Here is a 10,835-nt window from a genome sequence, read left to right on the forward strand (position 1 = left end):
AGATGAACCCGTTGGGCAGCGTTTGTAGGCCATTTCTACAGCGTTATCGCCCGTTTGTGTAGAATACTACACGACACAGGCTCTGCCTTGTATAAATCACCTGCAAACTGCTGCAAAAACAAACAGCAAAGATCAACAGGCCCTAATAGAGGATGATAAATATGCCTTCGATGGATATCGTATCGGAAGTGAACGAAGTTGAACTGCGTAACGCCGTAGACAATACGCGCCGCGAACTGGATAGCCGTTTCGATTTTCGCGGTGTCGAGAGCGAAGTCTCCTATAAAGATCATCAGGTGACCCTGTCATCTGAGTCTGATTTTCAGTGCCAGCAGATGGTCGACATGCTGCGCAACCAGCTGAGCAAGCGTAACGTGGACCCAGCCTCTATGGACGTTGCCGAGAAGGCGATTCACAGCGGCAAGACCTTCTCGCTCAAGGTGACCTTTAAAGAGGGGATCGACAGCCTGGTGGCCAAGAAGCTGGTGAAGCTGATTAAAGACAGCAAGCTTAAGGTGCAGGCGGCGATTCAGGGCGACTCGATTCGAGTGACCGGCAAGAAGCGTGACGATCTACAGGCGGTGATGGCGATTGCCCGCGAATCGGATCTGGGCCAGCCGTTCCAGTTCAATAACTTCAGAGACTAATTCTCGTCTATTTCAGGTTAATGAGCGTTAAGCTCTGATTAAAAAGCCCCGCCGATGAGCGGGGCTTTTTATTGCCTGTTATCGAGACGAGTGGGCGTTGGCTACTTATTTGTCTCTCGCTTACTGGTCTCTCGCCTGCTGCACATCTGGCGAGTTCAGGGGCTCGGCCTGCTCGTCGCCGTTGGGATGGGGGGCGTATTTCTGTACCAAGACAATCAGCCCCAGCACAGGGAAGCCGATGACGCTGGCGGCAACGAAGAAGTTCACATAGCCGTAGGCATCGATATATTGGCCCGAGAAGCCCGCCACAAACTTGGGAAACAGCAGCATGATGGAGGAGAGCAGGGCATATTGGGTGGCGCTGTAGCCGCTGCTGGTCAGGCTGGAGAGATAGGCGATAAAGGCGGCGGTGGCGACTCCGGCGCTGAAGTTGTCGATGGAGATCACCACAGTCAATAGCTCTAGGTTGTAGCCGATCATCGCCTGATAGGCGAAGAGTAGGTTGGTGACCGCCACCATGAAGGCGCCTAAGAAGAGGATCTTCATGGTGCCGTAGCGGGCCAGCAGCATGCCGCCGGCGCCAGCGCCCACCAGGGTCATGATTAAGCCATACACCTTACTGAGGGTGGCTATCTCCGTCTTAGAGAAGCCCATGTCCACATAGAAGACGTTGGCCATGATCCCCATGACGATATCCGAGATCCGGTAGCAGGAGATCAACAGCAGGATCAGTATGGCGCTGCGGCCGTAACGTTTAAAGAAATCGATGAAGGGCAGTATGCTAGCGGTATAGAGCCAGGAGGCCGCCGCAGCCACGGGCCTGGGGTAGCGCTCTGATAGGCTCTGCTTCAGGTCTGATTCTATCTGGTCCGCCTCCTTAGCCTCGACCTTGGGCTCGCTGCTCAGTAGGGTGGTGAAGATACCGATAAACATCAGGCCCGCCATCACCAGGTAGGCAGTCTGCCAGGAGGTGAGATCATAGGTCTCGCTATTGGGGTCGACCCAGGCGGCAATGGTCAGGGCGCCGGCTGTGGCGACAATCATGGCGCTGCGATAGCCCACCTGATAGGCGGCTGCGAGGGCGGCCTGCATCTTCTGCGGCGCCGATTCGATGCGAAAGGCGTCGATCACAATGTCTTGGGTGGCCGAGGCGAAGGCCACCATGAGGGCGAACAGCGCCAGGCGCTCCAGGTCGGCCAAGGGGTCACTCTGGCTCATGCCTAAAATGGCGAGCACTAACAGCATTTGTGCGAAGAGCATCCAGCCGCGGCGCCGTCCCAATATTCTGGTTAAGAAGGGCAGCGACATGCGATCTACCAGAGGCGACCAGGCCCACTTAAAGCCATAGGCGAGGGCTATCCAGCTGAAGTAGCCGATGGCGGTGCGATCTATGCCTGCTTCCCTTAGCCAAAAGGAGAGGGTTGAGAACACCAGCATCAAGGGCAGACCGGCGGAGAAGCCGAGAAACAGCAGGATCAATACCCGCTTGTGAAAATAGATGGTGAGGGCGTCTCGCAATCGGGAAACTCGGGATGCAATCAAAATAGCAGTCGGCGTTGTCAGGCTAGGTGGGGTTAGCTTAAACGCTGGAGCCGCAAATAAAAAGTGAAAAATCCGTCATGAAAAAAGCCCAGTCCGGAAAGACTGAGCTTGGCTTTTTTTCGAATTATCTTAATAAAGATAGTTGCTATGACATTGAGCTTGGTCTGGTACCGATACAACAACTTGGGCAGGTGCCACCGAGACTGAGAAAATCGCAGCAATCGTCAATCTGCTTTCGCAAGAACTGATTGCCCCGTATGGTCCAGTCGGGCCACCTGTCGAAGGCGTGTATCAAGTGCCAAAACACTCGCTCGATATCGGTTTGCGCATCACCCTGATGATTGAACTGTGCCCACTCTTCTAGGGTGTCCCATAAGTAAAGCTGGATCTCATTGAAATCGAGTTGATTATTTAAAAACGCTTTTCCATATTGAGCCAGCTGGGGCGCTTTATTATCGATGAACTCATTGGGTGTCATCGTCCGCCTCCTTGCTACTACAGGCCTAAGTATAGCCAGTGGATTGAACGCCAGTTGTCTGAGATAAAAAATTTAATGTTCTGATTTATGGCACTTTAATGAAAGAAACATCAATCTTGAATTAAAGTGCCATTAATTTTGAATGAATGCAAAGTCTTATAGTTTTCTTAAACTAGCAGAATAGGTTCTCAAACCTGCAGACACGATTTACTGTCTCGGTAGCAGGGTCGCCTTCTTGAGGATGATCGGCTGCACCGGGAAGTCGGGCCAGCCCAGCTTGGTATTGATCTGCGTCTCTACCTCGGCCATGGCTTCCAGCACTTCCATCCCCTCGGTGACTTCACCGAAGACGGCATAACCCCAGCGACGCTTAGAGGGGTCAAGACGCTTATTGTCACCTACGTTAAAGTAAAATTGCGCGGTGGCCGAGTGAGGATCGTCTTCGCGAGCCATGGCGATGGTGCCCAGGCCGTTGCTCAGGCCATTGCCCGACTCGTTAACGATAGGCTTGCCATAGGGCTTCTCTTCCAGCTTGGGATTGAGGCCGCCGCCCTGAACCACGAAACCTGGGATGATGCGGTGAAACAGGGTGTTGTCGTAGTGGCCTTTGACCACATAGGTGAGAAAGTTATCTACCGTGATGGGGGCACGCTTACGATCCAGCTCGACCACTATATTACCCATGGTGGTTTCCAGTTTGACCTTGGGATAGATGGTGTCGCTCTGAATGTCCAGTGCCTGCGCTAGGCTGGAAAAAGCGAGTAATAGTAGGGCGCCAAGCCAGATTCTCATGTGAACTTCCTTATCTTAGTTATTGTTGGATGAACTGGTTGAGTTCGGGGTCGTTGATGATCTTTGCGGTCAGATCGCCGAGCAGATCGTTGACCGACAGCTCCAGGGTCGCAAAGTCTGCGCTAAAGGGGCCCGACACCAGGTTACGGGCGGTATAGCGCTTAGTAAAGGTCTTGCTTTCGTTGCTGGCGATCACATTGATGATGATATCGTTGGTCGCCTGATAGCCGAAGGTGGTGTCGCTGACATCGGTCAGCAGCTTTTCCAGTTGCAGCTGCATATGGTTCACCGAGCTAGGATCGATGCGATATCCCGCCTTGGTAAAGCCGTCGCGAAACACTTGCTCCAGCTGACGACGGGGTGACTCAGATGGGCTCACCAGCCTGGCGGCATCCCCTTCATTATTAAAGCGGGCAATGAAGTTTGCTGAGCGGGTGTCTATCATCTCGATGGCGACGGGCTTGGCCGGGACCCCTTGGGATTCAATCGCAGGCAACTGCGGATTGAGCGCCATATGGGTCGGCGTATGAGAGGCGCAGCCAAATAGCAGGCCAGCACAGGCGATGATGGGAATAAATCGTTTCATAGCGGAAAATCATGCTGTAAAAAGGTGGCATCAGCATACCAGAATCTTCATTGGATGCCAGTGGGAGACCTGTTTGTTAAGGCTTTGTTGCTCGCCGGGGTTTTAACTTAAACCAGAAAGCGTTAGAGTAAAAATTCCACTAAAAAGGTGCGGTCAAATGGCCGTCAGCCCGATAAGAACGATAACAAAGAGAAGAAAGATAACAAGCAATGAAGATGGATATTCAACCCAGCGCGGTGCAGACCCTGGGGGCGCCGGATAGCCTGATCTCAAACTCGGGCCAGGTGCAATATGGTCACTTCGATGGCCCGGTCAAATCCTTTGGCCTGGAGCACTTTCGCTATACCAATGTGATGGACAAGCCTGCCAGTCATCTCGCGCGGCATTTTCATTTCAAGCAGTTCCAGTTTGTCTCTGTGGTGACGCCAAGGTATGTGATTGGGGTCGCCATCGCCGATATCCGCTACGCCGGTACAGGTTTCTGTTACCTCTATGACATCAAGGCCAATCAGCTGGTGGAAACCACCTGGCTCAAGCCCCTGGCCATGGGCTGCCAACTGGCAGATTCCCCTTGGGCCGGCAGGGCGCAGCTCGCCAGTGGCAAGGGTAGGGTGACCATAGAGATCGTCGAGGGGGTTTGGCAGCTCAACATCGACACGGCGCAGATCAAGGCCGAGTTGGCGCTTACACCTATGCCCCTTAGCTTGCCCATGGCCATGTGTAACCCGACAGGTTATAGCGGCTGGACCTATACTCAGAAGCACAACGGCCTCAAGGTAGGCGGCAGCCTCACCATTCATCACGAGCCACAGCCCCTCAACCGCGCCTTGGCGGGCTATGATTTTTCCGCCGGTTATATGCGCCGTGAGACCAGCTGGCGCTGGGCCAGTATCAATGGCTATCAGGGCGATGATTTGCTCGGCCTCAACCTGGCGGCGGGGGTGAATGAGACCGGCTGCAACGAGAATGTGTTTTGGGTCAACGGCGAGCGTCATCTGCTTGGACCTGTGCATTTTGCCTTTAGCCGCGCGCCCGAATCCGCTGATGATGCCAGCTGGCAGATAAGCTCCCAGGACGGCCGGGTGGCGCTCAACTTCCGCCCGCTGAATCGCCGCCAGGAGAAGCTCAATCTCTGGTTGCTAAAGAGCAACTTCAGGCAGTATCTGGGCTATTTCGACGGCGAGATCCGCGACGGCCTGGGACGTACTCATCGTATCGATAATCTGCTTGGCTTAACCGAAGATCACTTTGCCCGCTGGTAGGGACTTTGCCCGCTGGTAGGGCATGCTTAGGAAATAACTTAGGAAATAACTTAGGGAATATAAAGGAATAATTAGATGGATTTTAATTCACTCATCACGCACCCCGAAGTGCTGTTACTGGTGCTGGCGCCGCTGTTTTTTGTCTGTATCCTGGCCGAGTGGTATCTGGGGGACCGTCGTGGCCGTCTGCCCGATAATGCCCGCTATTATCTGCCCGAGGTGCTGTGTAACTTTACCCTGGCGGGCCTGCATCAGGGAGCGGATATTCTCACCGGGCTATTAATAGCCAAATTATATCTGTGGGCGTTCGACTGGCGCCTGCTAGATATTCAGATGGGACTGGGCAGCTTTATCGCGCTTATCATCGCCCAGGACTTTTGCTACTACTGGTTCCACCGCGCCAGCCACAGGGTGCGCTGGATGTGGGCGGCCCACGTGGCGCACCATAGCTCGGAGCGAATGAACTTCAGTACCGCCTTCAGGCAGAGCCTGATGTACCCCTTAGCCGGCATGTGGATCTTCTGGTTGCCGCTGGTGGTCGTCGGCTTCGATCCTAACTGGGTGGTGTTTGCCGTATTGCTTAACTTGGGACTGCAGTTTTTCGTCCATACCCAGGCAGTGAAAACCCTTGGGCCGCTGGAGTGGCTGTTTAATACACCTTCCCACCATAGGGTGCATCATGGGCGCAATCCTCAATATATAGATAAGAACTACGCCGGCGTGCTAATCATCTGGGATCGCCTGTTTGGCACCTATGTAAAGGAAGAGGAGACGGTGGAGTATGGCATCACCAAGCCGGTGAACAGCTTTAATCCCCTGGTCGTTACCTTTAGCGAGTGGAAGGCGATGTTTAGCGAGGCTTTCGCGCCCGGGTTAAGCCTTAAGCAGCGCCTTGCCCTGATGTTTGCGCCGCCGGCGGCGCCCGAGCCGCAAGATGAGATTGATGATACCGAGCCCGAGCATAAGCTTGCCTCCTAAAAGCAAGGTTAATAAAAGAATCGCTTGTTCATCTAGGGAGAAAAGAAGTCTCTGACTAACCGCTAAGCTTCACTCATAAAAAACAGGGGCCAGGCCCTGTTTTTGTGTCTGCACGTCAAGTTGCGAGCAGGTCAAGTGACTAGCTGGTTAAGTCGTTTGCTGGTCAGGTCATGTGCTGATCAGATTCGTTCTGCAGGCCAAGCCATCAGCTTTGATGGTCCGGCTCGTTCACATCTTTAGCCGGTTTAACCGGCTCTTTCGCAGACTTGATAGCCCTCAAGATGACAAACTTGCCGTTAGAGGCGGCCGTTTCGCAGTTTTTAAAGATCCGCTTGAGCTTGACGTGATAGCCCAGATGACGATTGCCCACCACCTGCAACATGCCGCCCGGTCTGAGCTGGTGGAAGGCATCTAGAAACATCTGCCAGGCGATATGATCTGTAATAGCCTCGCCCTGATGAAAGGGGGGGTTACAGAGCACCAGATCCGGTTTCACCTCATCGCCCAGGTGGGTCAGGCAGTCGTCCCAGTGAAAGTGTCCCTGAGGTATGGCTTGCTCTGGATTGTCGAGCTTATTCGCCTGCCAGTTTTGTCTCGCCGAGGTGATGGCCATCTCTGAGTCATCCACGAAATGAACCTCAGCGTCCGGATAACACTGCTTGGCCCTCAGCCCCAGGATGCCGTTGCCGCAGCCGAGATCCACTATGGTGTCAAACTGGCCTTCAGGCAGATTGTCCAGCATGATGCGGGCGCCGATATCCAGCTTGTTGGCGGCGAAGACATTGCTAAGGTTGCTGATGCTGAGGTTAAACTCTTTCACCGGCCAGCTCACCTCGCTCGGTAGCGCTCTGGGTTTGCCGTCGGCGATACAGGTGATCACCCGGGTCTTCTTCCAGGCCAGGCTAGCCGAGGCGGGGCCTAGGTACTTAGCTATGGTCTCCAGCAGCGCCTTATTGATCGACTTTGCCTTGGCGCCGATATACACAGGGGTGTTGGGCGCCAGAGACTGAGACAGGCGCTGCAGCTGGTGGATAAAATAGTTGAGGTTCTTCGGCAGCTTCATCAGCACCAGGTTTAGGCCTTGGGGCGGCAGCTCGCGGCTGTTGAGCCAGGTGAGATTGCTATCGCTTAGCCGATTGGCTTTGAGGTTTTGCAGCGTGCCTAGCTGGCTCGTCTTGGCGTCTGTCTCGACCCATATGGGCCATTCGGCCGCCTGGGCCGTGAGGGCGGCGCACAGGGCGCCGAAGCTGTCGTTGATGACGGCGGTGTTATCAGCCTTCTGCTCAATCTCTATTAGGTGTTTTATCAGGTGTTCGTCCGCCGCGTCCCAGGCCTGCAGGTTAGAGACCTGATTGGCGGGATAACGGGAGAGACTCAGCTCGATATCGGCAACGGAGAATTGAGTTGTCATGGCTAGGCTGCTACTTTGAAAATTGGGGCGGCGATTATCGCAGATTTGCCCCGCGAGGTATATGCCTGGCGACGTGTGAGTTAGGTGTCTAGGCGAACAGGAAGAGACAGATGCAACAGCAAGGGTTTGGGTTTGAAGATATTGGCGACGAGGCCAAAGATGAAGGGGCTGTTAAGCAACAGACTCTCAGGCCGCCTATTACCCTGATCCCGGGATATCTCAATCAGGCCCAGCAAAACGCCTTGCTTGATGAGGCCGAGCACTATCCCTTCAGCCGACCAGCGCTGACACTCTTTGGCCGCACCCATCCCATCCCCAGACGTCAGGTATGGTTTGGCGACTATGGCTGCGATTATCTCTATTCTGGCCTCTTCATTCGCGCCGAGCCCTGGCCCAAGTATGCCTTGCGCCTGCGGGAGAAACTTCAGCGAGACTTTGGCCTGATCAGCAATGGTGTGCTGGTCAACCATTATCATGATGGCAGCGACACCATGGGCTGGCACAGCGACGATGAGGCAGAGATAGTCCCGGGCTCGGATATCGCTTCTGTCACATTAGGCGCCAGTCGTCCCTTCTTTCTGCGTCATACTCAGAGCAAGACCAAGGTCGAGCTGATGCTCAATAGCGGCGATCTGTTGATCATGCACTGGCCCATGCAGTTGAGCTGGCAACATGCGCTGCCGAAAAGGGCCAAGGTGAACCAACCTAGGCTAAACTTGACCTATCGGCATTTAATTCCACACTTTCATCAGGGATAAAGTGATCGCGCCGAGGCGGGAAGTGTAAGCTAGCTCTCACCTTTGCAGGGATGAAAGTTTTATTCTCATCGTGAGCAGGTGTGTCGCACAATGTCTGTGGGACCCGATAATCACCAGAAGGAGTTGCTTATGAATAAGATGTTCGTGACCACGGTAACGGGTGTCGTTACCCCTGGGGTTGTTAAGGCGATGGCTAATCTGACCCGCGAGGCAGGTGGCGAGTGGTTAAGCAGCAAGGTGATCAAGATGGATGCCTGGTTTGCCGCCATGATGAAGGTGGCGATCGCTCAGGAAAAGGTGGCCGACCTGCAGGCCGATTTTGTGCAGCAGTTCCCCGAACTTGTCTTTAGTTTCAGCGATATGGCCGAGGTTTTGAGTGAGCACACCCGCAGCTTGAGATTTAATGTGGACTGCTCAGACAGGCCGGGGCTGACGCGGGAGATAGTCGATATCCTCTCTAACCTGGATCTCGAGGTTGAGCAGATGGAGTGCAACCGGGTCCATGTCTCTACCCTGGGGCAGACGGTATTCTCGGCCAAGTTGGCAGTATCCGTGCCCGATGAGATCAGCGGCGACAGCGTTATCGAGCTGTTGGAAAACGTCTCCCAAGATGCCAGAGTCAGCCTGACCTAAGCTTGAGGCAAGGGCTGTGGGTTAAGTGATCGCCTGCGGAGTCTGGGTGATGGAGAGTTGATCTTTGTTGCCACTCACAGTACTCTGCGGCCACTTAAGTTTTCTATTCGATAGAGACGATAGCCATGTCAGTAAAACAGCAGATAATCGATACGCTCACTCAAGTCTTAGCCCCTGTGCATCTTGAGGTGATCAACGAGAGCGACAACCACCATGTGCCGCCAAATTCCGAAACCCATTTTAAGGTGATCGTCGCCAGCGCCGTGTTCGAGGGCCAGCGTCTCATCGGCCGTCACCGCGCGGTCAACGAGGCGCTCAAGGCGCAGTTCGACGCCGGGCTCCATGCCCTGTCTATGCACACCTTTACCCCCGAAGAGTGGGACCAAGAGGTGCAGGTGCCTAACTCGCCCAAATGTAAGGGCTAAAAGCGTACAGGCTAAAAAGGACTAGCGCCTAGGCCCTTCTTGGCCGTAATGACGCATGAGATTGCGCCAAACGAAGACCACAGTAGGTTAACGCCGCTGTGGTTTTTTGCTTTCAAGGCGTTGAGCTAAGTTCACTTTACTTTCCCCGGCACCTACCGCATATTGTGTAGGTCTATCGCGGCGCAAGGGAACACCCTGTCGTCGCACGCCATACTGGTGCTCGGCATGTTGGCATATAGATAGTTTGAGCATCACCATTTTGGGAGAATAATAATGCCGTTACTCGATAGCTTCACCGTAGATCATACCCGCATGAATGCCCCTGCCGTGCGTGTCGCCAAGACGATGACCACCCCCAAGGGCGATACCATTACCGTCTTCGATCTGCGTTTCTGCGTGCCCAATAAGGAGATCCTGAGCGAGCGCGGCATTCATACCCTAGAGCATCTCTTTGCTGGCTTTATGCGTGACCACCTCAACAGCGATCGTGTCGAGATCATCGATATCTCGCCCATGGGTTGTCGCACCGGTTTCTACATGAGCCTCATCGGAACGCCGAAAGAGGCGGAAGTGGCCGAGTGTTGGTTGGCGGCCATGGAAGATGTGCTCAAGGTGAAGCAGCAGTCTGAGATCCCTGAGCTGAACGAATACCAGTGTGGTACCTATGAGATGCACTCTTTGGAGCAGGCTCAGGAGATCGCCAAGAACATCATCGCCGCCGGGGTGAATGTGAATCGCAATGATGACCTTAAACTCAGCGATGAGATCCTAAAGGGTCTGTAACTCCCTCTCGGGATTTGACGTCATCTGAGTGGTAATCTGAGCGGTAAAATGTCATAAAAAGCAGCTTAGGCTGCTTTTTGGCTATCTGCATCGTCTTTTTAGCGGTTGTCGGTGGTCCGTATGGGGCTAGTGATGGTCAAATTGGCGCCAACTTCTGCCTGAGTTAGGCTGGTTGTGTGGTTAAACTTTAGTCGAACAGTCCGGCTTTTTGCCGATTTTTTATCCGTTAAAAAAGGGCGAAAAAAAGCACGTTTTAGGGGGCAATTTTGCTTCGCAAATCCATATAACCCTGCTAGGACAGGGGGCTAAATTAATTTCCGTTTACCTAAATCATAAAAATCTCTCGAACTGTGATCTACTCCTCACTGTAAAAATCCCCGCATCCCTTTTAAAACACCCGTATTTTTCATGGCGATAAGCAATTATTTACGGTAAAATGCGCCCGACCAGCGTGATTGCGATCGCATTTCTGTAATAAATCTGCGCTAGCTCAATGCGATAGCTGATGTTTGAAATCTATCTCATTTAGCAGGAACGCGA

At 53.6% G+C, this 10,835-nt stretch carries 12 protein-coding genes; 7 read left to right on the forward strand and 5 right to left on the reverse strand.

The window, feature by feature from the left end; translation table 11 throughout:
- The first annotated feature begins 161 nt into the window (after positions 1 to 161).
- A complete protein-coding gene (locus AYI87_RS15830) occupies positions 162 to 647 on the forward strand; it encodes a YajQ family cyclic di-GMP-binding protein (RefSeq protein WP_011866690.1) in 486 nt (161 codons plus the stop codon).
- 120 nt (positions 648 to 767) lie between these two features.
- Here AYI87_RS15830 and AYI87_RS15835 read toward each other — a convergent pair whose 3' ends face one another.
- The 4 genes from AYI87_RS15835 to AYI87_RS15850 all read right to left on the reverse strand — a co-directional run bounded on the left by AYI87_RS15835 (position 768) and on the right by AYI87_RS15850 (position 4,045).
- Positions 768 to 2,189 (reverse strand): AmpG family muropeptide MFS transporter, encoded by a 1,422-nt coding sequence (locus tag AYI87_RS15835; protein ID WP_186300651.1) that lies wholly within the window; start codon positions 2,187 to 2,189, stop codon positions 768 to 770.
- A gap of 145 nt (positions 2,190 to 2,334) precedes the next feature.
- Positions 2,335 to 2,667: a hypothetical protein gene (locus AYI87_RS15840; protein ID WP_144203695.1), complete on the reverse strand. Its 333-nt coding sequence runs from the start codon at positions 2,665 to 2,667 to the stop codon at positions 2,335 to 2,337.
- Positions 2,668 to 2,874: 207 nt separating this feature from the next.
- The gene (locus tag AYI87_RS15845) at positions 2,875 to 3,459 is read right to left on the reverse strand and encodes a peptidylprolyl isomerase (protein WP_144203696.1); all 585 of its coding nucleotides are present in this window, start codon (positions 3,457 to 3,459) and stop codon (positions 2,875 to 2,877) included.
- A gap of 19 nt (positions 3,460 to 3,478) precedes the next feature.
- The gene (locus tag AYI87_RS15850; RefSeq protein ID WP_144203697.1) at positions 3,479 to 4,045 is read right to left on the reverse strand and encodes a YajG family lipoprotein; all 567 of its coding nucleotides are present in this window, start codon (positions 4,043 to 4,045) and stop codon (positions 3,479 to 3,481) included.
- Positions 4,046 to 4,254: 209 nt separating this feature from the next.
- On the opposite strand from AYI87_RS15850, the gene AYI87_RS15855 reads away from it, so the two are divergent.
- Positions 4,255 to 5,307, forward strand: a complete 1,053-nt coding sequence (locus AYI87_RS15855; RefSeq protein ID WP_144203698.1) for a DUF2804 domain-containing protein — start codon at positions 4,255 to 4,257, stop codon at positions 5,305 to 5,307.
- 75 nt (positions 5,308 to 5,382) lie between these two features.
- Positions 5,383 to 6,285, forward strand: coding sequence for a sterol desaturase family protein (locus tag AYI87_RS15860; protein WP_144203699.1), 903 nt, complete (start codon positions 5,383 to 5,385; stop codon positions 6,283 to 6,285).
- 205 nt (positions 6,286 to 6,490) lie between these two features.
- Here AYI87_RS15860 and AYI87_RS15865 read toward each other — a convergent pair whose 3' ends face one another.
- Positions 6,491 to 7,696 carry a methyltransferase gene (locus AYI87_RS15865; protein ID WP_144203700.1) on the reverse strand — a complete coding sequence of 402 codons (1,206 nt, stop codon included), beginning with the start codon at positions 7,694 to 7,696 and terminating at the stop codon, positions 6,491 to 6,493.
- Positions 7,697 to 7,806: 110 nt separating this feature from the next.
- On the opposite strand from AYI87_RS15865, the gene AYI87_RS15870 reads away from it, so the two are divergent.
- The 4 genes from AYI87_RS15870 to luxS all read left to right on the forward strand — a co-directional run bounded on the left by AYI87_RS15870 (position 7,807) and on the right by luxS (position 10,295).
- Positions 7,807 to 8,454 carry an alpha-ketoglutarate-dependent dioxygenase AlkB family protein gene (locus tag AYI87_RS15870; RefSeq protein WP_144203701.1) on the forward strand — a complete coding sequence of 216 codons (648 nt, stop codon included), beginning with the start codon at positions 7,807 to 7,809 and terminating at the stop codon, positions 8,452 to 8,454.
- Between the two features lie 129 nt (positions 8,455 to 8,583).
- Positions 8,584 to 9,087: an ACT domain-containing protein gene (locus AYI87_RS15875; RefSeq protein ID WP_144203702.1), complete on the forward strand. Its 504-nt coding sequence runs from the start codon at positions 8,584 to 8,586 to the stop codon at positions 9,085 to 9,087.
- Positions 9,088 to 9,212: 125 nt separating this feature from the next.
- Positions 9,213 to 9,512, forward strand: a complete 300-nt coding sequence (locus AYI87_RS15880) for a BolA family protein (RefSeq protein WP_144203703.1) — start codon at positions 9,213 to 9,215, stop codon at positions 9,510 to 9,512.
- Between the two features lie 273 nt (positions 9,513 to 9,785).
- Positions 9,786 to 10,295 carry an S-ribosylhomocysteine lyase gene (luxS, locus tag AYI87_RS15885; RefSeq protein WP_144203704.1) on the forward strand — a complete coding sequence of 170 codons (510 nt, stop codon included), beginning with the start codon at positions 9,786 to 9,788 and terminating at the stop codon, positions 10,293 to 10,295.
- Positions 10,296 to 10,835: the final 540 nt, after the last annotated feature.

It is taken from the genome of Shewanella sp. KCT (assembly GCF_007636505.1).
Lineage (GTDB): Bacteria > Pseudomonadota > Gammaproteobacteria > Enterobacterales > Shewanellaceae > Shewanella > Shewanella halotolerans.

Excerpts from the sequence above, each read along its gene's own strand:
- AYI87_RS15865 (WP_144203700.1), bottom strand. The coding sequence starts at position 7,696 with ATGACAACTCAATTCTCCGTTGCCGATATCGAGCTGAGTCTCTCCCGT.
- AYI87_RS15860 (WP_144203699.1), top strand. The coding sequence starts at position 5,383 with ATGGATTTTAATTCACTCATCACGCACCCCGAAGTGCTGTTACTGGTG.
- AYI87_RS15870 (WP_144203701.1), top strand. The coding sequence starts at position 7,807 with ATGCAACAGCAAGGGTTTGGGTTTGAAGATATTGGCGACGAGGCCAAA.
- luxS (WP_144203704.1), top strand. The coding sequence starts at position 9,786 with ATGCCGTTACTCGATAGCTTCACCGTAGATCATACCCGCATGAATGCC.
- AYI87_RS15845 (WP_144203696.1), bottom strand. The coding sequence starts at position 3,459 with ATGAGAATCTGGCTTGGCGCCCTACTATTACTCGCTTTTTCCAGCCTA.
- AYI87_RS15855 (WP_144203698.1), top strand. The coding sequence starts at position 4,255 with ATGAAGATGGATATTCAACCCAGCGCGGTGCAGACCCTGGGGGCGCCG.
- AYI87_RS15880 (WP_144203703.1), top strand. The coding sequence starts at position 9,213 with ATGTCAGTAAAACAGCAGATAATCGATACGCTCACTCAAGTCTTAGCC.
- AYI87_RS15850 (WP_144203697.1), bottom strand. The coding sequence starts at position 4,045 with ATGAAACGATTTATTCCCATCATCGCCTGTGCTGGCCTGCTATTTGGC.
- AYI87_RS15840 (WP_144203695.1), bottom strand. The coding sequence starts at position 2,667 with ATGACACCCAATGAGTTCATCGATAATAAAGCGCCCCAGCTGGCTCAA.
- AYI87_RS15830 (WP_011866690.1), top strand. The coding sequence starts at position 162 with ATGCCTTCGATGGATATCGTATCGGAAGTGAACGAAGTTGAACTGCGT.
- AYI87_RS15875 (WP_144203702.1), top strand. The coding sequence starts at position 8,584 with ATGAATAAGATGTTCGTGACCACGGTAACGGGTGTCGTTACCCCTGGG.